This window comes from Methanosarcina baltica, from assembly GCF_055394095.1.
Map to the genome: position 1 here is coordinate 2,893,363 of NZ_AP042463.1, position 25,883 is coordinate 2,919,245.

A 25,883-nucleotide genomic window follows, 5' to 3' on the forward strand; every position below is an offset into this window, starting at 1 on the left:
GAAATGCTGAAGAAAAAAAACAGGATAGCGCTTTTCAAATGAGCGACCACCCGAATTAACTCAAAATTATTTCATTTCCGTTTCTTCTTTTTTAGCCTCTTCTTCGGAATCTTCCACGGTTTCCCCTTCTAAAAATTCCTCTTCCGTGAATTCTTCGTTTGGAGTAGCATCGTAACCGGCAGGTGCAAGGTCCGGGTAGTTTCCGAAACTCTTGATGGTATCACAGATCAGTTTCGGATAGATCTCGATCTGGATCCTGGTAATGAAGGCCCTGGCCTCCGCCTCCTTTATGATAGCTTCGAGGGCGGCTTTTGCGGCTTCCTTCAGGGCTTCAAGCTGTCGTTCTCCGGACTCGTAAGCGATTTCCCCGAGAGCAAGGGTTGTCCAGAGAGTTACCACTTCCATTTTGTGCTCAACGGCCTTTAGACCTATCATTTCGAGCGTTTCGACCGCGTAATGTGTGGGTTTCTCCAGCCCGGACTTTGCGGAAGCTTTCCCTATCTCCTGAACGGCCCTCGCAAGGGAAAAAAGGGAATCTGAGTAACTATTTTCAAAGGCCTGTTCCGAAAGCTCCCTTAGAGCTTTTATGGCAGCTATTGCCGCTTCTTCTATATTATTCTGGGCTGCCTTGTTACCGATGTTTCGGAGGGATATGGCTACGGTCTTGCTGTCCTTTTCGTATTTTTCTCTGATCAGCTCTTCCCCAAGCTCCTTCAGGTACTCGATGTTCTGAATAACTTCATACTCATTTTTATCTCTGGCTGCATTTAATCCGGCGTCACCCAGTTCGATCGCTCTTTTTTCGTTTGTCGAGAAAATGCTTACACCCCTATAATTATCATTCTTTTTGGTAAGCCCGGACCGCTCCGAACTTTTTTCCTTTATCTCAGACAGCAGAAGACTCCTTCCTCGATGTTTCTAATTGAAAATTAGAAACTCCTGTTAAACCTATGGTTTAACACGACAGTTCCGACTTTGGAGGAACTGGCAGGTGGGAGATGAATGCGTCGAGACTAAGGCCCCCATTTTTTGTTTAACAGGGGACCTTAATGTTGTTTGACAGTGACCTTATGTTCTGTCCTCCTTTGCAGGAGTGGGTCCACATCGCCACTGTTATACTGGCTTGTTAATGACCTGAACACTTCCCCTACCTCTCAGAGATGTTTAATCCAGATCGAAATCTCCGAGAACGTGTGGAGTATCCTCGAATATCATGACCAGTATAACGAAAGGCTATTCAACTAGGGCTTACCGAAGCAAGCCCCTTACTCTAAAATCTTAGTCTGAGGGCTAAGATTTTAGGGAGGGGTAGTTGACTGTACGGCCTGCTTAACCATTTACCCCCTTATACGTTTATTGTGATATTAGTCTTCCTATATTTTTTAAAATATATACTGTATATTCTGTACTTTAAGGCCCAAAGGTTACAAATTTACCGACAGGTTAACAGGCCCCTTTCAGGGAATGGGTCTGTAAAAATCCTGGAATAGGTGGAAAATAAAGTTAAGTTAATACAAAATTAATGTGGAATGTTCTCGCAAGTTCCCTGTAACGAAATAGTGGAAAAACGGAAAAAAAACGAAGAAAATCCGGAAAAAACAGGAACAGAAAAAAACGAAGAAAAACAGGAAAAACCGGAATCAAAAAAATTCCGGCAAGTATGTATGTCTTATAAAAGCATATCCAGACGGCCCGAGATTTCAGCTTGCAGATTTTCGACTTCTTCCCGGGCTCCAGCCTGACCTCCGGCGGGCATTTTCATAATTCCCAGAGAATCAAGCTGGGCATCCGCGTTGAGGGTGGTGTTTCCCAGGTATCTGGCTTTTGCGTCCCTTCGGATTATATCCAGGGAAAGGTAAGCCTGAGCCGTGGCTTTTTTCAGTTGTCTACGGGCCGAAATATTCCCGATTTCTCCAAGACATTCGAGAGCGTTACAGCTTTCTTCGTAATACTTGCGTTCTCCGGGATCCGTATTCCCTTGCTTGAAAAATTCCCTGTTGAGCCGGAGCTGGGTGTCTTCGAGCAGGACTTCAGCACTGGTGGTGGCAGCCTCAAGCCCTTCTCTTGCGGCTGCTTTTCCGATTTCCCGTAGTGGAGCCACCACGCAGGTGGAAAGCCCCTCAAAGCACTCCTCTCTGAGGGCTGCAAAACTGCCAAGGTCTTTCAATAAGAGCTGGCTTGCTATAACACCCTCTTCCATTTTCTGTTTTGCGGCCTCCTTTCCGACTTCCTTGAGGGCCGAGGCCGTAACCCGGACCGGCACCTTCATTTTCTGTTTGGCCGCGTTTTTTCCGGTTTCTCCGAGCGCCAGGGCTACCCGGAGCAGCAGGTCAGCATTTCCGACCCTTGCGGCTTCCTTTCCCAGTTTTCCGAGCGAAATGACCGTATTGAGGACCCCCACCGGGATATCCTGTCTGGCCGCCGCTTCCCCGAGCTCCGCTATTTCCGCAATCACTTTTTCAGCTTCATTTTCAGCTTCATCTTCATTTTCAGACGCCGACCCGGACCCGGTGATGGAAGCTCCCCCACCCCGCCTTGTAAGGCTTATTCCAAGCTCCCTCAAGGAGTCAATAACAAGCAAAACTTCCCCTTCGTCCTGCCGGTCAACCGCTAAAAGCCCACGTTCTACTGCCCGTGTTTCCTCCGATTGAAGTATAATACATCCCCCCGTTTACAGGTATTTATCAATTTAGGTAACAATTATGATATTAATATTATAATGTGTGGGATATATTTGTAGCCTCCGGCAAAACGGCACTGCTATGAAATTCAGCAGAGCAGCTCTGAGTTTTTAGCTCAGGGACATTTTATTCATGAAGCCAAACTCCATAGGTTGCCGGGAACAAAAACGTTAAATCTAAAGTTGGTTATTTTTGGGGTTAAGTTACTATAAACGAGATGAAGCCTCCATGCCGATAATAACCCTGAATTACAACGACCTCGAAAAACTTACCGGAAGCGAGAAGGAAACCATTATCGAAAGGGTGCCCATGATAGGGGCAGATATCGAAAGGATTGAAGACGAGTCCATCGACATCGAATTTTTCCCTGACCGGCCCGACCTCTACAGCGTGGAAGGCGTGGCCCGGGCCATGCGCGGTTTTCTGGACATTGAACCCGGGCTTCCGGAATATGGAGCTAAACCCTTTGAGGTCTCCATATCCGTCAGTGAGGATATTTTGAAGATCAGGCCTTTTCTGGGCTGTGCGGTGGTGCGCGGGATAAAATTCAACTCCGAGTCCATCAAGTCCCTCATGGACCTGCAGGAAGACCTGCACTGGGGCCTTGGCCGGAACCGGAAAAAAGTTTCCATTGGGGTCCATGACCTCTCAAACGTCGAACCTCCTTTCAGGTACCTGACCATGGACCCGGATTTCGAGTTTGTGCCCCTGGATTTCACTGAAAAGATGAGCATGAGGGATATTCTGGAAAAGCACCCCAAAGGTACAAAGTTTGCTCATCTCGTTGAGGGCTTTGACAGGTACCCGCTTATTCTGGATTCCAAAGACAACGTCCTTTCCTTCCCACCCATCATCAACGGAAACCTGACGTCTGTGACCGAAGCTACAACCGATCTCTTCATTGACGTTACGGGCCTCGGGGAAGCCGTCTACATGGCCCTGAACATCGTAGTCACGGCCCTTGCCGAGCGGGGAGGGGAGATCGAGTTCGTGAGAGTCATAAAGCCCGATGGGGAAGAAATGATGCTTCCTGACCTTGAGCCTGAAGTCAGGATCCTTACAAGGACCGAGGTTACCACCCTTATAGGCATGGACCTTTCCATGGAAGAAATCGTAAAGCAGTTTGAGAGGATGCGCTTCGGGGCAAAGGCCCTTGATGAGGAGACCCTTGAGGTGAAGGTCCCGGCCTACAGAGCGGATATCCTGCACAACTTCGACCTGATCGAGGATGTCGCTGTTGGTTACGGCTACAACAACATAAAAGCAAAACTCCCCGAGACCTACACCACAGGAAAGGCCCATCCCCTCTCCCTCACAAGGATCGCCGTAAGCGAGGTCATGACGGGTCTCGGTTACTTTGAGGTCATGCCCTTCACGCTGACAAGCGAGAAGATCCATTTCGAGAACATGCGCAGGCCGGAGACAGGGGATGTTACATTTGTGCTCCACCCGATCAGTGAGGACCAGACAATGGTACGGACAACTCTTCTTCCGAACCTGATGGAGATCCTTTCCCTGAACCAGCACCGGGAACTTCCCCAGAAGATCTTTGAGGTAGGGGAGGTCGCGGTAAATGAAAAGAACGGACAGCATGTGGCAGCCGTCTCCATCCACCCCCAGGCAAACTTCACGGAAATCTATGAGGTCGTGGACGCCCTCCTGCGGGAAATGATGCTGGAATACGAGGTCAGGGAGTCAGAAGACCCGGCCTTCCTCGAAGGCAGACGGGCCGACATCTACGTTGCCGGCAAAAAAGTAGGGGGCTTCGGAGAGCTCCACCCCGAGGTCATCAGCAATTTCGAACTCGGGTACGCAGTTGTAGGCTTTGAGATCGACCTTGCGGACATGCAAGCCTGAGCCACCCGAGTTCCGATTCCCGAGTTCCGATTCGGGAGCCCGGGGTCCGTTTCGCTCGCTGCGCGAGCTCAAGCAGACTACAGATAAACTTTTTATAAATAAGAGGGATTTTTAAGGGGGGTCCTTTTTCTGATCGGCCCATAATTCCCCCTTAATTTTCTCCATTTAACCCTCTTACGTGTTTTCCGTGTTTTCGTGGTTCTTGTCTGCTTTTTTTTCTGGAAACACGGAAATTAGCACTGGGTAAATATATATTAACTTTTTTTCGTTTTGTATTTTCCTTAGGAATAGGTCAAATATAATATCAAGTATTTTTTCCTCAACCAGCTTTAAAAATTAGAATTTTGAAATTATCTATCAAGAATCACTATCAAGAGGAACTTTAACCACGGAACACACGGAACACACGGAACACACGGAAAGACACAGAAAATTTTCCAAAATAAGGTTTATAATCCGCTTGAGTTCGCGCAGCGAGCGAAACGGATCCCGTGCTCCCGAAGCGGAATTCGGGTGCCGAAGCGGAATTCGGGTGCCGAAGCGGAACTCGGGTGCTGAAGCGGAATTCGGGCGACGGAAGGACACGGAAGCCGGCCTGCGGCCGGTGAGTACGCCGGTACTTAATGTAATCAATTCAAAATCCATTGTGAAAAAAAGACATATCAACCGTAATTAACGTCTTCCGGCCTTTCTTTTTCTGTGTGTTCCGTGGTTTGAATGCCACACCAAAATATAGAGCTATTCCCAAAATAAAATCTGAAATTATATTTTCACCATTCCTTAGTGGCGGGTCGTTCACACCTTCTTCTTCAGCATTTTTTCCATTTCAAGCGCAATTGCCCTTACTTCTAAAAGATCTTCGGTTTCCTTTAGTTTTTCTACCATCCCCTCCATCTGCTCTCTTAAAAAGACGAGGTCATCAAGAGCAAAAGTAAGTTCGGTGAGAAGGGTCTCAACGCCTTTTATATTGACAATTCCGACAATTTTTTCGGGGCTGACCGGAATTTCGAAAAGGGCCTCCTCGGTATTCAGGTTCACGCCGTACTCAGCTTCGAAGTCCCCTTTGGAAATGAACCTGAGCCACCTGACCTTTCTGACGTGGTTTATGAAATTGCTGACCTGCCGGTACTCGTAATCACCCATCACCTTTCCGATGAGCACTTCTTTTCTGGCCTTGAGAGGCACGACCACGAGGTCTCCGGACCTTATTTCCCTGAGGAATCGGTAAATTTCCCCGGCCCAGGTCCTACAGCGTTCTTCCTGCATTGTCGGATATTTTTCAAGCATTATCTCCTTTACCCGGGCCGCGCTTTCAACTCCGGAAAAGTCCGGAAACTCGGACCAGCCTATGCTTATCACGTTATGATCAAGAATCGCTTCTTCGTCTTCAATTGTGCTTGCGGATTTAATTAACCAGAATTTCATTTAAAAACCTCAAAATATGATCCTGATAAGGAGTGAACTACCCCTCCCTTTCAGCCTTTGGATACTGAGGATGGAGGAGCCTCTGCTGCCTGAGATAGATGTCTGAAAATGCCTGCAAGCTTAATTAAATATTTCCCTGTTTTCAGGAGCCGACTGACGAATTGAAGAAAAGAAAAAATGAGGAAGTGATGAAAATCAAAGTTGCGCTGGCGCACCCCGCAGCAAGCTGGCGGGGTATTCGACTGAAAGAAATTAGCGGACAACCATTACCGGAACGTTTGAATGCCTGAGGACATTTTCTGCCACACTGCCAATCAGGAATTTCTTGATTCCTGTCAGGCCCTGAGTGCCCATCACTACCAGGTCGATTCCGTTTTTCTCAGCATAATCAAGGATTTCTTCAGCTGGATTGCCTTTTGAAAATACGGACTCCACCTTAACTCCAGCCTCTTTTCCAATTTTTACTACACTGACGGTTGCAATTTCTCCCCTATCAGCCAGATATTTTTCAATTGCCTCGGTCCAGCCCATGACCTTTCGCATAGTTGCTGCGTGTTTATCGGAAATTACGTACAGGGCGTACACTTCAGCTCCGCTCATCTTTGCAATATCCAGCCCGTAAAAAACCGCGTTTCTGGAATTTTCCGAACCGTCGGTTGCAATCAGTATTTTTTTGAAAAGATCCCCCATCTTCCTGTCCCCTCCCTTTAATCCATTTCTTAATATATAGGGCCCTTCTTATTAAAATATCGGCTCCGAAAGTTCCCTATAATGTATAAAAAGTTCCCTGCCCCAGGAAAGAGCACTTTCCTCAGAGGACATCAGCAACTGGTCCCTCAGTTTCCCGTCTTTCTCGTAAAGTTTGAGGATCATGAAGCAGTCGGTCACCACAACTAAGGGTAATTTTACAGGCTTTCGGCAAACAGATAATTTTGAATTTTTTGCTTGCTGCATGAATCCTGCCTCTTCGGGATACTCCCGAAAGAGGTGTTCTGCAACTTCTCCGGTCATGCAGAGTTTTAGCTCCACACCCCTTTTAACAAGGCCTGCATAAAGGGAAGGGGACTCGGGATGGAAATAGGAAACGAAGGTCATGACCTCTTTTGATTTCAGGAGGTTTTCCGCAAAATGCCGGGGGGTTTCGAACATCTGCGCGGCCTCAGGCTCAAAGGTTTCACAACGACCCAGCTCTTCTATCCTGTTCTGTAAAAAGGAAGGGATGGCGTTCAAATCGTGTTCTGCCCAGTATTCAGGGTTGCCCTCGAAAAGTTCTACCACACTCAGGAAACCCTGCATTTTTACAACCAGAACCTCCCCCACCTTTGACAATTCATAAATGCCCTTCTCCTCTACAATCAGGTCAGCATCTTTCATTATTTTTAGCTGGGGCTGGATGGAAACCGAGCTTACCTGAAGTAAAGCCTTGATTTCTTCCCTTGTCCGGGAAGTTCCTTTTAAGAAAAGGAGGAGTTCTTTCCTCTTCCGGGATAGAAAAATCAGATCAATTAACGATTGCTTCATAAAAATCCTTCACTTTTACAATCCGCTTTTTAGGGAACCTGTTTTTGCAGGCAGTTCCGGAGCCCTGATACATCTCCCCGCATCTCCAGAAACTGATTATGAAAATAGTCGTTTCTGGAAAAACTGGAAAAAATAAAAAAAGGAAAAGTGAGGGAATCAGGCCATGATAAACAGGGGTGCAAACACAACCGCCACAATACTCATGAGTTTTATGAGGATGTTGATTGCCGGCCCTGCTGTGTCCTTGAAAGGATCTCCCACCGTATCGCCCGTGACGCCTGCTTTGTGGGCATCCGAACCTTTTCCGCCGTAGTTTCCGAGTTCAATATATTTTTTTGCGTTATCCCACGCCCCTCCGGCGTTGGACATTGTGATTGCAAGCATGAAGCCCGAAACCAGGGAACCTGCAAGGAGACCGCCAAGCGCCCCGGGACCGAGCACCAGTCCAACTAAAAGCGGAGCAACAATGGCCAGCACACCGGGAGCGATCATTTCTTTCAGAGCAGAGTTGGTTGAGATTGTAATACATTTGCTATAATCAGGTTCAGCCTTACCTTCCATCAAACCTGCAATCTCTTTAAACTGTCTCCTCACCTCAACTACGACTTCACCTGCCGCTTTTCCGACAGCCATGATCGTCATTGAGGAGAAGAGGAACGGAAGCATTGCACCGATCATAAGCCCGATGAATACATTGGGGTTCATAACATCGATGGACTTGAGCCCCACTGCAATACCATATGAGGCAAAGAGGGCAAGAGCAGTGAGAGCGGCCGAGCCGATTGCAAACCCTTTACCGATAGCGGCCGTAGTATTACCTACCGCATCAAGCGTATCGGTGATCTCGCGGACCTCTTTTTTCTGGTGGGACATCTCTGCAATACCTCCCGCATTATCAGCGACAGGCCCGTATGCATCGACTGAGAGGGAGATCCCGAGTGTTGCAAGCATTCCCACAGCTGCGATAGCTATGCCGTAGAGACCGGAAAGATTGTAGGAGATATAGATGGTAAGAGAAATGATTATGACTGGCCAGAGAGTTGACTCCATCCCTTTTGAAAAACCGGTGATGATGTTTGTGGCCGAGCCTGTTGTACAGGAATCTGCAATCGTACGAGTCGGATTCTTTTCATATGCTGTGTAGTATTCGGTGATCTGTCCTATGAGGAAACCCGAGAGAAGCCCGGCTACAGTTGCAAAAAAGACATTCAACCCGAATTTCCCAAGCAGCATATCCGTAATGAAGTATGAGGCAATGGTCGCAAAAACGATTGCTACAATCAGGCCGGTATTAAATGCCCTGTGAATAGCAGAAGACTCTGTCTTTTTTGTGCGGACAAAATAAGTACCTATAATGGATGCAAGAATCCCGGTAGCTGAAATTATCAGTGGAGTTATAATAACATTCTGAATCGGGATCCCCGGGAAAGTTATTGCTGCGGTTGAGGCTGCAAGAAGCATTGTTGCAAGGATTGAACCAACATATGACTCGTAAAGATCAGCCCCCATTCCTGCAATGTCTCCTACGTTATCTCCGACATTGTCGGCAATTACAGCAGGGTTTCTCGGGTCGTCTTCGGGAATTCCTGCTTCGACTTTTCCTACAAGGTCTGCCCCGACATCAGCAGCTTTGGTAAATATTCCGCCCCCCACGCGAGCAAAGAGAGCAATGGACGAGGCCCCGAGTGAAAAACCCGCCAGAATGTTCACAATGGTGAGTATATCCAGATCTGTAAAGGTAGTTGTAAGAAATATAAATGAAGCGGAAAGTCCAAAGAGACCGAGTCCCACAACACTCATTCCCATTACGGTCCCTGAGGCAAATGAAACTTTAAACGCCGGCCCAATACCTCTTGTGGCGGCATTTGTGGTTCTTCCGTTTGCACTTGTAGCCGTAAACATACCTATATATCCGGCTGTCGCGGAAAGCACCGCACCAAAGACAAAACATAACGCTGTAAGAGGGCCATTTGGCAGAATTATTGCAATTATAATTGTAAGCAAAACGACAAAAACGGCAATTGCACGATATTGTCTGTTAAGGTAGACCATGGCACCGTCGTGGATTGCCGCAGTTATTTTTTTTATTAGATCATTACCTTCGCCCTCTTTTTGTACATTTTTATAGGACATGCCTGCAAAAATCAGGCCGATGAGGGCGCACATTGGTGCGAGGTATATTAACATATTCATAAATTAAACCATCCTTCCGGAAACGAGATTAAAATCAATTTTCGGTTGTTAACACTCCGATGCAATTTTTCGATGCTAGATAGAATGTTTATATATATAAATCTATAAGGATTCAATTTAAGTATTTTGTTTACCGGAAATAGACTGCCCGTGTTCGAAACACAGATTGATTTCCAATTTTGCGGGTGACGATAATTACCACAAAGATAACACGATTATAATAATTAGTATCTTACCCAGAGACAAATATATATAAATCAAATTCTTTTTTGTTTTAAAAAATTGTTTAACGTCGTCGGCATATAACCCGTTCACAAAATAAGAATGTTTCGAAAGGAATGCTAATAAGAGATTAGATTTTTTTCCGGCTGTCCTGGTTTTATTAAGGGACCTGGGGCTGGAAATCAGAACCGAAATTATCCAAAACCCAAGGATATCGGACTATCAAAAAAAATCAGTGCTGGAAAAATAAAGAAAAAATAAAAAATATATTTCAGAAAATGAGTAGGCCCGCTTATTGCCGGACATTAACAGGGCTATTTCCCTAAGTATTTCCCATCGACCCTTACCTGCGGGCCGCCTCAGCCACTTCCTGAGCGATCTGAAGGAGCCTGAACCAGGTGTTCAGGGCCGAACGCATTGAGACCACATCCTCGGCCCGGACGGTCAGCATAAGGTTCTCAGGATCCTGGAGTTCAAGCTCTATAACGGACCTTTCAGAAAAATTATCATCCAGTTCGGGAAGGACTGAACTGTAGATGTCCTTTGCGTTTTCGGCCTCAAAAATGAATTCTGCGTTAAGCTTCACCTGGCCCTCTCCGATTATTTGAATTCGTCTCCGACCTTTTCTTCAGTTCCAAATTCTGTTTTAGGTCCTGCTTCAGCTTCAGGTTCTGTTCCGGGTTCTGTTCCAGGTTCTGTTCCAGATTCTACTTCGGTCTCAGATCCTTCTTCAGCTTCATCATACCTTTTAAAGCCCTTTAGTTTGAGCTTTAAAACGAAGGATTCGCCTTCCCTTAATTCCAGTATGTCCTTATCAACAACGAGTACACGGGAACCTTTCGGGAGAGATGAAACGTCCTTAACCCTTTCGAAAGGCAGGTAGGAAACAAGGGCTTCTGCCGTTTCTCCGGTTCCTGAGATTTTTGGAAGCTTTCTGGGGGAATAAGAGGAATCCTGTTTCAGAGAAGCATCTGAAAACCGAAGGGAAAAAAGGAGATTTCCTTCGGGCCCGTGAAAACCCAGGCTCCCGGGGTTTCCATGGTATTCGCCGGCAGTGAGAAAAGCTTCGCCTTCCGCAAGGTCCAGCAGCTCTCGCATGCCTGTCTTGCCGCGGTTTACGTAGCGGAAAGTCGTAAAATGTGAGAGCTTTTTGCAAAACGTCCGGGTCTTTGCGGAAGGTTTGCGAGAAGAAGTAATGAACATACTTCTTACTCAGCCTTAATGTGTTTGATGGTAGTCGGACGTTCCTTTACAAGAATCCTGTGCCCGCAATAGGGGCACCTGACACCTGTATATTCATAGTCGATTTCTACCTTCTGTTTACATCTTGTACACTTGTAGCCCATACCAACCTCTCATTTTCAGACAGATAATAAGAGGGCAAAGTAATGTTTACTGTGCCTCAAGAGCGTTCTTCATGGTGCGCAACAGGTTCTTTCCGACGCTGGTGTAGGGGATATAGGTCCCGCCTGCGAAGGTGTGTCCACATTTGGTGCACTTCCAGATACCGGTTCCGACCCTCTTCACATTCGGGCGAGCGCACTTTGTGCATACGTGAGGAGCATGCATGCGTGCTTCGATGTCAGCGACCCTCTTTCTGTCCTTTCTCCCATACCTGACCCCAAACCTGCCTGCGGATCTGGAAATTCTACCTTTCTTCGTGTATTTTTTTGCCATTGTTGCAAACTCCTTGAATCGAAATCATTAATCCCTAATAGGGGTATAATAAGCAGTTATAATACTGCCTTAATACTGGCATTTAATATTTATATTTACCTCAGACAGCAGAAGACTCCTTCCTCGATGTTTCTAATTGAAAATTAGAAACTCCTGTTAAACCTATGGTTTAACACGACAGTTCCGACTTTGGAGGAACTGGCAGGTGGGAGATGAATGCGTCGAGACTAAGGCCCCCATTTTTTGTTTAACAGGGGACCTTAGGACTCGTCATAGAACAACCTCTGCATATTTCCAATTGAACCTATTAATTTTCAGGGTCAAGGGCGTCAATCGAAGCTACAATAAATGGTAAATTGCATAGGTTATTTCGTTGCAGGTCCTTAATGTTGTTTGACAGTGACCTTATGTTCTGTCCTCCTTTGCAGGAGTGAGTCCACATCGCCACTGTTATACTGGCTTGTTAATTACCTGAACACTTCCCCTACCTCTCAGGGATGTTTAATCCAAATCGAAATCTCCGAGAACGTGTGGAGTATCCTCGAATATCATGACCAGTATAACGAAAGGCTATTCAACTAGGGCTTACCGAAGCAAGCCCCTTACTTTAAAATATGAGATTTTAGGGAGGGGTAGTTGACTTACTCGGTGGCAATCCTTTCTGCTGCCAGTTCCATCAGGAAACGTTCCCTGATTTCCCTGGACTTCCTGCATGAAAGCTCGATGGCTTCCAGAAGCTCTGCCTCGGTAAAGGCGGATGAACCCATCTTCTGCATCCCTGCAACCGCCCCGTCCGGGCTGGACACTACCGTCAGCCTAGCCTCGCAGATAGCTTCTTCGTCCCTTGAGGGATCTACCATGAGTTTTCCTCCTATCCGGGCAACGGTTACGCCCACAGGGGTCTCTTTCATGGCAAGGTCCGTGTCTTCTCCAAATTCATTCTCTTTGTTGGGAACCCTTGTGGTCAGAAGAGCCGAAATGGCTCCCAGACTGGCCGCGTCAATGAGATTCCCATCATCATTGAGGACATGCACGTCAATGAAAACGGTCCAGACAGTTACTCCTTCGGTAATGCAGAGCTTCTTTATATCGATTGCGCCAGATTCCCGGATTCCCCGGTCCACTACCCGGGCCATTTCTACTGCATCTTCTCTCGGGCCCCCCGACTCAAAATCGGGAGATGCGATGGGGTTGAGTTCCACGTTGGTTATAATAACCCCTTCGTCCAGATAATCCGGATAAGGAGTTCTTGGCTGGAGCTTCACGCCCACAAGCACCTGGGTGGAGCCGAGAGTTACCTTTGCAGACCCATCTGCCTTATCAATAAAATTTGTTTCTACTTTGATCTCACGGAACTCGTCAAACTTCCGGGCCCCCATCCGCTTGCCTTTTACCATGAGGTTGTAAATATAATCCTTTTTCAGGGTGGGGATCACTTCATTACTCATTCTCTTCATCTCCTGAACCGGAATTCCCTGGATCTTTTACGACTTTCCATGGACCTTTCTCCTCGGCTTCAGCTCCTACTTTGGGTTCTTCCTCAGCTTCCGAAGCGATCTCTGTCTCTTCTTCCGGGAGCTTATCTGTAAGCTCCCAGGGGTTTTCAGCTTCGAACTCAGCTTCTTCGGCTTCTACCTCTTCGGCTTCTTCTGCTTTGATTTCTGCTTCGATTTCAGCTTCGAACTCAGCTTCCATTTCAGCTTCTTCGGCTTTTGCCTCTTCAGCTTCTTCGGCTTCTTCAGCTTCGGCTTCTTCAGCTTCGGCTTCTTCAGCTTCGGCTTCTTCAGCTTCCACTTCCTCGGCTTCGGCTTCTTCAGCTTCGGCTTCTTCAGCTTCCACTTCCTCGGCTTCGGCTTCTTCAGCTTCCACTTCTTCAGCTTCCACTTCCTCGGCTTCTGCTTCTTTAGCTTCCACCTTTTCGGCTTCAGCTTCCACTTCTTCGGCTTCAGCTTCCACTTCTTCGGCTTCAGCTTCCACTTCTTCGGCTTCAGCTTCCGCCTTTTCGGCTTCTACTTCTTCAGCTTCCACCTTTTCGGCTTCAGCTTCCACTTCTTCAGAAAAAGCTTTGAATACCTCAGCTTCTGCTTTAAATTCTTCTAATGCCCCAACTGATTCAACAGGCTCTCTTGCGTTCTCTTTTTCAGGGGCCTTGTCCTTACTTTCTTCTTCGACTGGCCCGAACTTCTTCTGGAGAGCCTCTCTCTGTATCTGAAGGATCTGTTTGCAGCCAACCTTTACGAGTGCCAGACCTTCCTTAATCTCTTCCAGAGTAAGGTGCCCGTCCATCTGGGCGAGAGTAATTTCTCCGTCCTGGCTGAGGGCCACCGGAAAATCGGCTTCTCCGTAATTGTCCTCATCCCTGTCGAGGTCAAGCACAATCTGCCCCTCCACCTTTCCGAAAGCACAGGAGCTTACAAGTCCCCTCATAGGGATTCCCGCATCCGCAAGGGCGACTGAAGCCGCGTTGATGGCAGCAGTTCTGGTCCCCGCATCAGCCTGGAGCACTTCCACGAAGATATCAATAGCAGCCTTCGGATAAAGTTCGGCCATGATCACGGGCTCAAAAGCTTCCCTGCTGACCTTGGAAATTTCAGTACTGCGACGGTTCGGCCCCGGACGTGCCCTGTCTTCCACAGAAAAAGCAGCCATGTTGTATTTATAACGGATAACCGCAGAATCAGCCTTCTGCATGCGGCGGGGGTGAGCCTCTCGTGGCCCGTAGACCCCGGCCAGGATTTTATTCCGGCCCCACTCAAGATAACAGGAACCATCTGCTCTGGAGAGCACACCAACTTCAATCTTCATGGGCCTGATTTCACCTTTGCGCCTCCCGTCAAGCCGCAGGCCCTCTTCATTGATTAATATTAAATCCTCGGGTTTATTACTCATAATAAATTCTCCAAATACATCTCAAAAGTCCCATTCTTCGACCAATCCCGATTTCAATTGCTAGGGTCCAGCAAAACATCGATCTTTCTATAGGTCTCTTCAGGATGGTCCTCTTTTTTATCGGCTTCTCTGCCTGCTTCATTTTTAAAAAAAGTACCTGTGAAGGGCTTCCTGCCCTTTTTTACTTGAATAAATTCATAGACCCGATCGGTCAGTTCGGAACGCTGGGCGTCAGCCACAATCAACCGAAAAGCGCTTTCCAGAAGCTCCATATCCTCGTCTTTTCCATCGAACCAGACCCTACCATTTTGTCCGACAAAAATATTACAATTAGTTTCCTTCTTGAGCATGGAGATCATAGAACCTCCGTGTCCTATCACACGTGGGACCTTTACAGGCGAAACCTCAAAAACCTGCCCTGTCCTGAGTATATGGAGACTGGAATTACGCAGAGCAAGTTCGATCTTCATAGAACCGTCAACAGCCTTTACCCGAAGGACCACGGAATCGCCAACGTTCAGATGCTTTGGCATCTCTTCAGAACGAAGTCTTTTCGGATATTCGGATACATGCAGCAGACCATCATAAGGGGAAGCTATGTCCACTATCCAGTTGGAAGGCGTAACCAGGATCACAACCCCGATCACCACATCGTTAGCAGAGGGAATATAAGCCCCGGTAAGCGGGATCACCCCTACTCTATCCTCTTTAACGTTTTCAATACCGCACAACGAAGAATAGACTATGTCGTTCTTGACGTACGTCCCGTATCCGGCTTTCTTTGTGTTTTTGGATAAGAAATCACCGGGAATTACTATTCTTTTATCCATCCGACATCCTCTTACAATAGTTTAGTTTCAGCCTCTCCCTTGGTGAGATGGTTTAAAAGAGCATAAAAATCATTCTGAACTCCCGCAGGAATCCGAACAACCGCAATCCAGGACCCATCGTTCTGCCATTCATTTTTAAGCAGGGTCCCGAATGCGGCAATCTCTCCATATGCCTTGGGCGCAAACTCGGGAGGAATTTTCACAGCAACATCAATTTCTTCAAAGCGTATAGGTATGAGTGGACGAATAGCTTTCATAGCAATTTTTACAAGCTGGTCCACACTTTTCAGAGGATCTATATGCACCTTTGCCTCTTCCATTGCCCTTTCGATCCGGTTCGGGGGATGAGGCGCCCTTGTCTGGGGATTTATTGCATTCCTTGCAATTGTATAAATAACCTTTTTCTTCTTCTCTTCCAAAATACGCTTTCTCTGTTCACTGGTAAGCTGAAGTTCTCCGCTTTTAAGGATCACAGCGGCAATCTTGAGGTAGTCGGTAGTCTCAAAAGCATTGAGAATATCGGATTCAGCTGCCCGGTCACCTCGGCCTGCATCTTCAAAGATGGTTTCCACGGCAAGCACATCTTCAAGCTTAACCTCTTCTCCTCTCTTATACGCCAGTGCACCTTCTGGGTCCACCATTACTTCAAAGTGTTTGCTGCCTCGCTTGAGCCGCGCAGTTACTGCGTCATCCAGAGATACCATTTTTGAATACCTTCTATGAAATAAAAAGATGAGAATCAGAAGATTCTCTGCTACAACATACCTTGAATATTACTTATGTTTTATTATTCTTTTTCCTCTGCATTACCGTGCTTCTCAATAACCCGCTGGACATATTTTTCGACTTCTTCAGGTGCGAGTTTCCGGAACTGTCTGCCTTCGAGGGTCACAACGCCCACTTCAATGGTTGCGGCATCGAATTTACCTTCCGAAGCCTTGTAAAGGGCGTCCATTCCGAGAAGGACCGCTTCATCGACGTTCATATCTTCCTTATAATCCGCCTCAAAGACCTCAACCACGGCATTCCTGCCGGCCCCGATGGCCGTTGCTTTGTATTCCAGCAGGGCTCCGCTCGGGTCGGTCTCGAAAAGCCTTGGCCTGTGGTCGTCCACGCCGGCAATAAGAAGCGCTGTCCCGTAAGGGCGCACCCCCCCGTACTGAGTATAGGTCTGCTTATGGTCGCAGATCTTTTTGGAAAGAACCTCAATGCCTATGGGTTCATCATAGGAAACCCGATTGATCTGGGATTCCACCCTTGCTCTATCGATGAGCGCGCGGGCATCTGCGACCAGGCCGGACGTTGCAGCCCCTATGTGATTGTCAATCTGGAAAATCTTCTCAATTGACCCGGCTTCCACGAGTCTGCTTGTTACCCTTTTGTCAACAAGCAACACTACCCCATTGGCTGCCTTGATTCCCACCGCAGTTGTTCCCCTTTTGACTGCCTCACGGGCGTATTCTACCTGAAAAAGCCGTCCATCCGGACTGAAAACAGTAATTGCCCTATCATAACCCATCTGTGGTGCCATCTGCATATTTTCTTTCTCCTTATATCTGTTACAAACGCCTGAACTGGCTTTAAACCCACCCCATTCCAGGGGCCTCAGGGCATAGAGCCGCAGATCTGCCAGTGTTGGGCCCGTCAGTTATACCCGGGCCAAAGATTGACGCAAACCTTCGGATAATGTCCCTTTTCTAAGACCTCACGGAAAATTTACTTTCCTGTGAGACTTTCCGTTATCTTCGTTAGCAGAAGACCCCTTACTCTAAAATCGGAGATTTTAGGGAGGGGTAGTTAACTTACTAGAGTGTATTTACTCCGTTATAATGCTTGTGAAAGCCCGGGCCTTTCTCAAAGCCATTTTCCCCCAAAATACAGGGTGTTACTCACGATTCCTCAGGCAGGATACATGCTACTTTAGTCGTAGGTAGTTGACCTACTCTCAGGGATGTTTAATCCAGGTCAAAATCTCCGTGAACACGTGAAGTGTCCACGAATATCATGACCGACATAACTAAAGGCTATTCAACCCGGGCTTACCGAAACAGATCCTTGAAACAAGTCCTTTATGCTAAAATCGAAGATTTAAGAGAGAGGGATTTGACACTGAAAGCAACTCTTTCTTCAAGAAATTTTTCCGTTGCTCCCTTAACAGTGCCGGATACTCCGAACACATGGACAAACGCCCTCTTTCTGTTAACCTGTGTAAGAGCAGCAAGGGCCGCTCGTGTCTCACTGAGCTTTGTATGGGCGCACTGGATTATGCCCAGCCCGTCTTCAAAGCCGAGCACTTTGAGATCGCATTCACTTATCGAAACGTCTCCCAAAAGAGAACATGCCGCGAAATAGACTTCCCGGGTAAATTCCCCCCGGCTAGTCGCATCTTCTGAGATTAACTCAATGGCCAAATAGCGTTTTTTGGGGCGAAGCGAAGGCATGAGGCGTTTCAAAGCAGCTCACCTTCTTCAATAACTTCCACTACTTCCACCCCGGGTCTTACATAACCTGCAGAAGGCCGATTTCTTGCAAGGACCTTTTCAGGAACCGTGCTGATAGCGTCGAGAGCCTCATCTTCCTCCATCCCGAACAGCTCCGCAAAAGCGGCCATTTCCCGGGGAGCCCGAAGGTCAAAGCAGGACATGGCATCACTTGAAAGGAGGAGGGGCACATCATACTTCCTGGCAAGCTCAAGGGTCGCCCTGTAATCGGAAAGCAGGTGCACCCGCCGAAAGCCCCTGGAATAAAGAAGAGCAGCCAAGCTCAGCCCGATAGCGACCTCGTTTTCTCCGGCCGCCTTTGCAAGCACCTGGTTAAGGCCCCTGCCCTTCTCAGGAGAAGGGTGGTTCAGGATGTCCACACTGGAGTTTTCAACAGCGGCCCGGTTGATTTTTTCCGAGCCCCCGTGCACGGCCAGCACGTCAACCTTTTTCCTGAACATTCCTATCAGGCCGTGGAGTTTTGAAGGGTTTTCTTCCTTAAGCTCAACGCCCTTAATAATCTCAAAATTCCCTTCTGAAGGGACAGAAGGAAGTCCGGAAGAAAGCTTATCGGAATGAGGAACAAAGGCAAGTCCGCTGTATCCTAAATGTTTTGCGAGAGCCGCCAGTTCCTCTGGAGAATTCTCTCCTTCAGGAGCCGGGTGGACCCCGAAATCATAGAATTTCCGCTTAGCCAAACAATTCCTCCAATAAAAGGCCTGCTTTTTCCCGATTCTTCGGATAGGTCGCAATCTTAACTTTTGCGGTCACCGCATCCGAAGACTCCGTGAGTTTGACCTCTCCGAGGTATGCTGCCTGCTTATCAAAGCGGAGGTGAAAGACCAGGTCGTCATCCAGCCTCTCAGGCATTTCTTCCCGGAACAGCAGGGCGTCCTTTTCCGACATCCCGGCCTTTATAAAATGCGCAAAGGCAAGGCAGGCTGCCTTCTTTTTTAGCAGGGCGGAATATATTGTGATGGGATTGCCATGGTGTCCTTCCACGCAAAGCTCCTCAATCAGTTCGACACTGTCCCGAACGCCGGAACCGGATAAAAAAAAGTCCAGGGCCTCCCGGACCCTGAATGTGTCTTCGGTTGCGTGAGCAAGCACGCGGAAATTTATGTGGTGAATCACTTTCCTCGACTCTGGTGCGAACGGATGCTTGGTCTGGTCTTTTCGGTACCTTTACCGCGTTTGCCAAGACCTCTGCCCTTCCGGCCTGCACTGGTCTTACCTCTGTGGGCTCTGCCACGGGAGGCGGAGGAACAGATCCAGTTAAGGTTTTTGTCGCTCTTGATTACCGGGTGGTGTGGATCAACAAGGATTACCTCATACCATTTCTGTTTCCCGTCTTCCCCTACCCAGTAGGAGTTCAGGACTTCCATGTTCGGGAATTTGCGGTCGGCTCTTTCTTCCGCAATTCTCTGGATGCTCATACCTCCGGAGATCTTGTTCTTCCCCATCTTCTGGGTCCTTCTACCACGAATATACCTGGACTTTCTGAGTCCACCACGGCGGACCCTAACCCTGGCGACAACGATACCCTGTTTGGCCTTGTAGCCAAGGGATCGTGCTCTGTCGATTCTGGTAGGTCTTTCGACCCTGGTTACTGAACCTTCCTTTCTCCAGACCTGAAGGCGCTCCCAGCGAAGTTCGTTCACGTAAGTATTAGCAGGATTTTTCCATGCGTCGCGTATGTATCCATAAAAAGATTTTGCCATAAAAACACCAATTTCACTTTTAAGTTTCACGGTTCAGCCCTTTTAAAGAGCCACATCCCACCGGGATTCAATCCCGAAAAATGAAACATTCGATACAAGCAGATTCATGACATTTAAAGCTTTGCTCAGCCGACAACAGGCGAATAAAAAAATCCTGAAAACCGAAAAAACAAAATAAGCCGGGAGTACCCCCTGTAATATACCCCCTGTAATATATTTCCTGCAAACTCCTGTTATACACTCCTGTAATACTTCTGATAACCTTCAAAAAATAGAAAAAAGGGAGCGAAAAGTTTTGGAGATCCTGCTTGAGGAAATAAAAAAGTCAAAGCGTTATGAAAACCAGATAGTGCACATAGAAAACATTCCCGAAAGAAAAGCCAGCTACGGCCGCATCGAACTCGGGGTGTCCTTAAAAGCAGCCCTCTCCGAAATGGGAATCGAAGAACTCTACAGCCACCAGACTGAGGCCATCGAGAAAATCCGGGAAGGAAAAGACCTTGTCCTGAGCACGACCACTGCAAGCGGAAAGTCCCTGACCTACATGCTCCCTATTTTTGAAGCTCTCCTGAAAGACCCGGAAGCGACAACCCTCTACATCTCTCCTTTAAACGCCCTTGTCAACGACCAGTTGAGAACTTTCCTTGACTTTGAAGAAAAAGTCGGAAGCAAGGCCGGCATAAGTCGCTACACCGGAGCCCTGTCACCTCCCGAAAAAAGGAAAGTCCGGGAAGGGAACACGAATATTATTTTCACAAATCCCGAAATGGTCCACATGAGTTTCCTGTACTGGCACCACCTCTGGAAGCGTTTTTACTCCAACTTGAAGTTCATTGTCGTGGACGAAAGCCACTATTATAGGGGAGTAATCGGGAGCAACATGGCAAACCTGCTCCGGAGGCTCTCAAGGATCGCCGAGTACTACGGCTCCGTTCCTCAGTTCATCTGCTGCTCGGCAACCATCGGAAACCCGAAAGAACATACCGGAATTCTCATTGGCCGGAATGCCTCGCTCGTGGAGATAAACGGCTCTGCCGCAGGAGCCCGGAAGTTCGTGTTCTGGAACCCGCCCCTCTACCTCAATAAAAAAGGCAATACTCTCCGGAAAGGCAGTTTTCCCGAAGCCTCGGATCTTTTTACCCGTTTTGTCCAGAAAGGGCTGCAAACCCTTGTGTTCACCCGTTCAAGGCAGGGGGTCGAGCGGATGTACAGGAGCTGCAGAGAACGCCTCCGGGCAAGAGGGCTTCCCGCCTCCATCTGTTCCTACAGGAGTGGGTATTTTGACAGAGAAAGGGAAGAAATCGAAACGCAGATGGCTTCAGGCACCCTCAGGGGTGTCATTTCCACAAACGCCCTGGAACTCGGCATCGACATCGGTGGCCTCGACGCCTGTATTCTGGACGGTTATCCGGGCACGGTCATGAGCGCAAGGCAGCAGGCGGGAAGAGTCGGCCGGGCCGGGAAGGAATGCCTTGTGGTTCTGGTGGCAGGCACAAACGCCCTGGACCAGTATTATATGCGAAACCCTGAAGACTTCTTCGGGAAAAGCAGCGAAAACGCCGTACTCAACCCTGAAAACCCCCATATCCAGACAGGACACCTGCTCTGTGCAGCAAAGGAGCTCTCCCTCAGGCCGGAGGACGAAAAATACTTCGGGCCCGGATATTCCAGAGCCGTGGAACTCCTGGAAAAAGAAGGCCTTCTGGCAGGAGATGGGCTCAAGACCTCAACCGACCCTTTCCCCCACAAACATGTATCTCTCCGGGGACTGGACCAGAACAGTTATTCTATTATCACTTTTGAGAGTGGAAAACCCGAGCGACTTGAAAAAAATATCGAAGAGAACCTGGCCTTCCGGGAATGCCACCCCGGGGCCGTTTACATGCACAGAGGAGAGTCTTATCACATAACCGGCATCGATCATGAAAAAAAAGAGATCCGGGCGGCCAGGACCCATGAAGGACACTACACAATGCCCCTGATAGACGCCACCCTTAACGTGCGGGAAAAATCCGCCGAAAAAAAGCTCGGACACGCAGAGGATGTGAAAGTCGGGCTTGGGACGGTGGAGGTTACGGACAGGGTTGTCGGGTACAGGAAAGTCCAGCACTACAGTAATGACACCCTGAGTACTCATGCAATTGAAATGCCTCCCGTTACTCTGGAGACCGTGGCCCTCTGGCTGCGACTCCCGGACAGGTTATGGGAACTGGTAAAAGCCCGGGGGCTTGATTATGCGGGCGGGATCCATGCCATTGAACATGCAATGATTGCCATGTACCCCCTCCACCTCCTGGTGGACAGAAACGACGTGGGAGGACTTTCCACTCCGGCCCACCCGGACCTGGGGGGAAAGAGCGGGATTTTCGTGTACGACGGGCACAGGGGAGGGGTGGGATATGCCGAGGCCGGGTATGCAAAGATTGAAAAGGTGCTTGAAGGGACTCTCAAAGCCATTGAGACCTGTCCCTGCGAAAAAGGCTGTCCGAGCTGCATCCAGTCTCCGAAATGCGGAAACAATAACGAGCCCCTGGATAAACATGCCGCCATAATGATCCTGCACGAGCTCCTTGGAAAACCCCAGTATGTTCCTCCCGCAAAGCAGGAAGAAAAAGAAAAGAAAAATAAAGAAAAGGAAGGGAAACAAAAGGAAGGGACACAAAAGGAAAAGAAAGAAAAGTACCTGGCAGAAACCCGAAACCCTTACGGGACAGGAGCCGCCCCTGATAAAACGGAAAGAAGTTCTTCTCCTGACAGGGGAAGGCAAAAACTCCCCGGAGAGATTCTCAGGGAAAAAGCCGGAAGTGGGAAGGCCGAAATTTCGAAAAAAGGAAAGACCTTTGTTGCCACGGACAGCTCTGGAGAAATGCTTGGGGTAATTTCCGCCGCCGGGCCTGACCTCGCCGTGGCAAAAGTTTTCAGAGAAAAACTTGCGGGAAAGAGAAAGGCAACAAAGGAAAACCCGCTTGAAATCCGTATAAGGGATCTCAAGGAACAAAGCGATTCTTTTTACAGGATCTGGACCGAACTTGTGGAAGAAAAGGGTGCTTCCGGGGAATATTCGGGAAACGAGAATGAAGAACGCGGGAAGCCCCCCGAGGCCAGATACGTAAGAAAAAAAATTATCCGAAAAATAGCCGGCTAAAATGGAAAAAGAAATACAGAAGCAAGCCCTCGACTGGCAAATATAAGGAATACATATTTATACATATAAATTAAATTAAATTGTTTGATTAAGCTTTCTGGCCTGGAAAATCAGGCCTTAATTTCAATTTGATTTCGCGAGGGTGTTGCTACGAAAAAAAGAATTTCGCTTTTAATGGTGTTTTTTGTTTTAATCGCTACTTTATTAACGATACAGCCGGCTCTGGGGGAGGTATTTTCAGGAATAAGTGAGGAAAGCCCTTCGACCCCGGATGTCCCGGACCAGATCACCGAGAGCACAAACTCATTTTTTGAAATGATAAACTCGCTCCTCGGGTCCATGGGAGGTTTATTGCAGACTGTAAAAGGAATGCTTGACGTTGCTTATTCCATGCTCGAAACTCTGGAGAAAGTGCTCGGGCTTGTGGACTCTAACCTGGACACGATAAACGCAAGTCCTGATGACCTGGGCTCAACTCTTGAGTCCATAAACAAGAGTAAAGAGGCCCTGAACACAAGCAGGGGACTCATAGATCAGGAAATAGAACTCGTAAACGCGACTCAAATGGATATCAATTCAAGCCATGCCGCACTTGATTAAAATTTTTGGTGTGTGCGGGAATCCCTGGATGCGGTAAATCCGGTATACGAGAAACTGAGGTCTATTTTTACATGAACTATCCGAAATTTTAAGGTTTTTTCTTTTTTCTCTTTTCTTTTTTCTTTTTTCTCTTTTCTTTTTTCTTAGGGGTTTTGTCCCGGTTCCCGTCCTTCGATTTTTTGCTCCTCTTCCCGGACAAAAATTGATATGATTTTATGGGAAGGCCTCCTATGTATTGGGTAGGAAAAAAGGATGGGAAAACGTCAACTACCCCACGCTGAAGCAGTGGGGCTTGTATAAGCCCTAGTTGACCAGCCTAAGTCTTAATTGACTACGTTGGAAATGTCAGTGCGACAAGAAAGCTATAATATGAATTGCGGTAACGCTATCCCTTCCATTTGGGATAATCCTACTATGACATGCGTCGATGGTAACGTCAGGGTGTGAAGCTCATAGGACAATATGGAGAAGTTTGAAAATCTAATTCGAATCATCCGTTAGGATAAGAATACTATGAAAAACGTAATGTGAACCATTGTAAGAATCGTGACTAACAACAAGCGAAATTAGATTGATACGCTTGAACCAAAATGGTAATGAAATCAGACCAATAAGGCTTGACATACTTATTGGGAAATGGACATATGATTTTCGGTTTAAAGATGGCTTCTAAGGTATTCACAATTATTCATTTTATAGAACTTGGTAAGCCCTATATGTTCCCCTCGGGGTAGGAATCCTGCAAAGGATGACAATGACATAGAGGGTAAAGGAAAGGAGTAGAAAGCGAATGACAATTTGTAATGAACTGTATAGGGGTTCAAAATTTGCCCTAATCCAAAAGGATGCAGACTTACTCCGTGGTATCAAAACGTAAGAATGAAGGTATGACCTATGAATGTAAGTCATTCAAATACGCTGATCGAGAAATCAATCCGCGAGAAGCTTACAAACAAAACACATGTTAATAGGCTGCAAGTCATGACTTACGAAAGCAGTTATTAACCAAATAACTGCTGCCCTAACGGGTTAAGAGATGCTTGAGCTGTATGAGGTGAAAGTCTCACGTACAGTTCTTAGGCGAGAAAGAGGGAGTAATCCCTCCGACTTAGCCGACTGATACCTGCGAATGCTTCCTCAGTTTGCAGCTCTATCGTGTAGTATTAAAAGTCCTGAGAGGTAGGGACGGTGTGCTACGCATGACAAGCGTTTCCAACATTGGCGAGGGGAGACAATTTAAAAATTGCGTTACCTGCTATGGAAATTTGTTTCCAGCGCAGAGAGGAGAAATCCAGCATGATATTTATACTTAACAAAAACAAAGAGCCGTTAAGTCCCTGCCATGAAGCAGTTGCAAGAAAACTGCTTAAAGCGGGAAAAGCGGTTATTCACAAAAAATATCCCTTTACAATTCGACTCAAAGAGCTGAAAGAGTCTAAGGACAATTCGGCTTTTAGACTGAAAATAGATTACGGAAGCCGTCACACGGGTCTTGCTATTCTGAAAGGTTCAAATGTTGTCTGGGTTGCACAGTTGCACCACAAAACAAGCATAAAAAAGAATATGGATAGCAGAAGAGCAATGAGGAGAACCCGAAGAAACCGCAAAACCAGATACAGAAAACCGAGGTTTCTGAACCGGAAAAGGCGGGAAGGCTGGCTGCCTCCATCCCTGCAAAGCCGTGTAGATAACATAGGAAATTGGGCAGATAGGCTCAGGAAACTATGCCCACTGACACATATTTCCTATGAAAACTGCAAGTTTGATACTCAACTCATGCAAAACCCTGAGATAAGTGGAATTGAGTATCAGCAGGGAGAGCTGCAGGGCTATGAGATCAGGGAGTATCTGCTTGAAAAATTCGGTAGAAAATGTGTTTACTGTGGAGCTGAAAACGTTCCGTTGGAGATTGAACACATTATTCCTAAAATCAGAGGAGGCTCAAACAGAGTCTCCAATTTAACATTGGCTTGTAGAGAATGCAACCAGAAAAAAGGAAGTCAAACTGCAGAAGAGTTTGGACATCCTGAAGTGCAGAACCTGGCCAAAAAGTCGCTTAAAGATGCTGCGATTGTAACAGCTACCAGATGGAAAGTTTTCGAGGCATTGACTAAAACAGGCCTTCCGGTAGAATGCGGCACGGGTGCAAGGACAAAAATGAACCGAATCAGGGCAGAGCTGCCAAAAGATCATCATTTCGATGCTATTTGTGTAGGAGAATCCACTCCGGAAAAAATCAATTTTGCAACAAACAACGTCCTGCATATCAAAGCAAAAGGAAGAGGGCAGTATAAAAGAACAAATCTCGATAAGTACGGCTTTCCTCGTTCATACCTTCCCAGGCAAAAAACCTTTTTTGGTTTTCAAACTGGCGATACAGTCAAGGCGGTTGTACCCAAAGGCAAGTACAAAGGGACATGGTTTGGTTCCGTTGCTTGTAGAAAATCGGGTAGTTTCGACATCAAAAACAAAGAGGGGAAAAGGATCTCAATTAATAAAAAATACTTCAAAGTATTACAGAGGACAGATGGTTATGAATATTCGACAGAGAAGTGCGGCATTCCTCCCGGCGCTAAAGCAACCGGGCTCCCTGCCTGAATTTTTGTGGAAGCACATTTCATGTTAAGATTAAAATAAGGCTG

At 47.3% G+C, this 25,883-nt stretch carries 23 protein-coding genes; 4 read left to right on the forward strand and 19 right to left on the reverse strand.

What is annotated here, in order from left to right; genetic code table 11:
- Positions 1-66: 66 nt before the first annotated feature.
- Together ACZ5QV_RS12770 and ACZ5QV_RS12775 are read right to left on the reverse strand one after the other, a co-directional pair.
- On the reverse strand, positions 67-435 hold the full coding sequence (locus ACZ5QV_RS12770) for a hypothetical protein (RefSeq protein ID WP_464600161.1): 369 nt from the start codon (positions 433-435) through the stop codon (positions 67-69).
- Positions 436-1,669: 1,234 nt separating this feature from the next.
- Complete coding sequence (locus tag ACZ5QV_RS12775) at positions 1,670-2,581, reverse strand: hypothetical protein (protein ID WP_464600162.1); 912 nt, start codon at positions 2,579-2,581, stop codon at positions 1,670-1,672.
- 328 nt (positions 2,582-2,909) lie between these two features.
- Here ACZ5QV_RS12775 and pheT point away from each other — a divergent pair, with 328 nt between their 5' ends.
- The gene (gene pheT / locus ACZ5QV_RS12780) at positions 2,910-4,538 is read left to right on the forward strand and encodes a phenylalanine--tRNA ligase subunit beta (protein ID WP_464600163.1); all 1,629 of its coding nucleotides are present in this window, start codon (positions 2,910-2,912) and stop codon (positions 4,536-4,538) included.
- Between the two features lie 795 nt (positions 4,539-5,333).
- Here the strand turns inward: pheT and ACZ5QV_RS12785 are convergent.
- From ACZ5QV_RS12785 to ACZ5QV_RS12865, 17 genes are all read right to left on the reverse strand, one after another.
- Positions 5,334-5,963 (reverse strand): restriction endonuclease, encoded by a 630-nt coding sequence (locus ACZ5QV_RS12785; protein ID WP_464600164.1) that lies wholly within the window; start codon positions 5,961-5,963, stop codon positions 5,334-5,336.
- Positions 5,964-6,215: 252 nt separating this feature from the next.
- Complete coding sequence (locus tag ACZ5QV_RS12790; protein ID WP_464600165.1) at positions 6,216-6,653, reverse strand: universal stress protein; 438 nt, start codon at positions 6,651-6,653, stop codon at positions 6,216-6,218.
- A gap of 51 nt (positions 6,654-6,704) precedes the next feature.
- Positions 6,705-7,484, reverse strand: a complete 780-nt coding sequence (locus ACZ5QV_RS12795) for a helix-turn-helix transcriptional regulator (protein WP_464600166.1) — start codon at positions 7,482-7,484, stop codon at positions 6,705-6,707.
- Positions 7,485-7,640: 156 nt separating this feature from the next.
- Positions 7,641-9,677, reverse strand: coding sequence for a sodium-translocating pyrophosphatase (locus ACZ5QV_RS12800; RefSeq protein WP_464600167.1), 2,037 nt, complete (start codon positions 9,675-9,677; stop codon positions 7,641-7,643).
- 565 nt (positions 9,678-10,242) lie between these two features.
- Positions 10,243-10,485: a KEOPS complex subunit Pcc1 gene (locus tag ACZ5QV_RS12805; protein ID WP_464600168.1), complete on the reverse strand. Its 243-nt coding sequence runs from the start codon at positions 10,483-10,485 to the stop codon at positions 10,243-10,245.
- 14 nt (positions 10,486-10,499) lie between these two features.
- A complete protein-coding gene (locus ACZ5QV_RS12810) occupies positions 10,500-11,102 on the reverse strand; it encodes a Brix domain-containing protein (protein ID WP_464600169.1) in 603 nt (200 codons plus the stop codon).
- Between the two features lie 5 nt (positions 11,103-11,107).
- The gene (locus ACZ5QV_RS12815; protein ID WP_464600170.1) at positions 11,108-11,245 is read right to left on the reverse strand and encodes a DNA-directed RNA polymerase subunit P; all 138 of its coding nucleotides are present in this window, start codon (positions 11,243-11,245) and stop codon (positions 11,108-11,110) included.
- A gap of 46 nt (positions 11,246-11,291) precedes the next feature.
- The gene (locus ACZ5QV_RS12820; RefSeq protein WP_464600171.1) at positions 11,292-11,576 is read right to left on the reverse strand and encodes a 50S ribosomal protein L37ae; all 285 of its coding nucleotides are present in this window, start codon (positions 11,574-11,576) and stop codon (positions 11,292-11,294) included.
- Between the two features lie 641 nt (positions 11,577-12,217).
- Positions 12,218-13,033, reverse strand: a complete 816-nt coding sequence (rrp42, locus tag ACZ5QV_RS12825) for an exosome complex protein Rrp42 (protein WP_464600172.1) — start codon at positions 13,031-13,033, stop codon at positions 12,218-12,220.
- Positions 13,017-14,465, reverse strand: coding sequence for an exosome complex exonuclease Rrp41 (rrp41, locus tag ACZ5QV_RS12830; RefSeq protein ID WP_464600173.1), 1,449 nt, complete (start codon positions 14,463-14,465; stop codon positions 13,017-13,019). Before rrp41 ends, rrp42 begins: the two co-directional genes overlap by 17 nt.
- Positions 14,466-14,518: 53 nt before the next feature.
- A complete protein-coding gene (gene rrp4 / locus ACZ5QV_RS12835) occupies positions 14,519-15,295 on the reverse strand; it encodes an exosome complex RNA-binding protein Rrp4 (RefSeq protein WP_464600174.1) in 777 nt (258 codons plus the stop codon).
- An 11-nt stretch (positions 15,296-15,306) separates the two neighbouring features.
- Positions 15,307-15,999, reverse strand: a complete 693-nt coding sequence (locus tag ACZ5QV_RS12840) for a ribosome assembly factor SBDS (RefSeq protein WP_464600175.1) — start codon at positions 15,997-15,999, stop codon at positions 15,307-15,309.
- Between the two features lie 83 nt (positions 16,000-16,082).
- Complete coding sequence (gene psmA, locus ACZ5QV_RS12845) at positions 16,083-16,832, reverse strand: archaeal proteasome endopeptidase complex subunit alpha (RefSeq protein ID WP_464600176.1); 750 nt, start codon at positions 16,830-16,832, stop codon at positions 16,083-16,085.
- Between the two features lie 532 nt (positions 16,833-17,364).
- Positions 17,365-17,748 (reverse strand): Rpp14/Pop5 family protein, encoded by a 384-nt coding sequence (locus ACZ5QV_RS12850; RefSeq protein WP_464600177.1) that lies wholly within the window; start codon positions 17,746-17,748, stop codon positions 17,365-17,367.
- The gene (gene rnp3, locus ACZ5QV_RS12855; RefSeq protein WP_464600178.1) at positions 17,745-18,473 is read right to left on the reverse strand and encodes a ribonuclease P protein component 3; all 729 of its coding nucleotides are present in this window, start codon (positions 18,471-18,473) and stop codon (positions 17,745-17,747) included. Before rnp3 ends, ACZ5QV_RS12850 begins: the two co-directional genes overlap by 4 nt.
- Positions 18,466-18,909, reverse strand: coding sequence for an RNA-binding protein (locus tag ACZ5QV_RS12860; RefSeq protein WP_464600179.1), 444 nt, complete (start codon positions 18,907-18,909; stop codon positions 18,466-18,468). The genes rnp3 and ACZ5QV_RS12860 overlap by 8 nt, the downstream gene beginning before the upstream one ends.
- A complete protein-coding gene (locus ACZ5QV_RS12865) occupies positions 18,906-19,496 on the reverse strand; it encodes a 50S ribosomal protein L15e (RefSeq protein WP_464600180.1) in 591 nt (196 codons plus the stop codon). Before ACZ5QV_RS12865 ends, ACZ5QV_RS12860 begins: the two co-directional genes overlap by 4 nt.
- 295 nt (positions 19,497-19,791) lie before the next feature.
- Between ACZ5QV_RS12865 and ACZ5QV_RS12870 the strand changes: the two genes are divergently transcribed.
- From ACZ5QV_RS12870 to iscB, 3 genes are all read left to right on the forward strand, one after another.
- Entirely contained in the window at positions 19,792-22,641 is a 2,850-nt protein-coding gene (locus ACZ5QV_RS12870) for a DEAD/DEAH box helicase (RefSeq protein ID WP_464600181.1), read from the forward strand.
- 351 nt (positions 22,642-22,992) lie between these two features.
- Positions 22,993-23,241 carry a hypothetical protein gene (locus tag ACZ5QV_RS12875; RefSeq protein WP_464600182.1) on the forward strand — a complete coding sequence of 83 codons (249 nt, stop codon included), beginning with the start codon at positions 22,993-22,995 and terminating at the stop codon, positions 23,239-23,241.
- A 1,296-nt stretch (positions 23,242-24,537) separates the two neighbouring features.
- Positions 24,538-25,839, forward strand: coding sequence for an RNA-guided endonuclease IscB (gene iscB / locus ACZ5QV_RS12880; protein ID WP_464600183.1), 1,302 nt, complete (start codon positions 24,538-24,540; stop codon positions 25,837-25,839).
- The last annotated feature ends 44 nt before the right edge of the window (positions 25,840-25,883 follow it).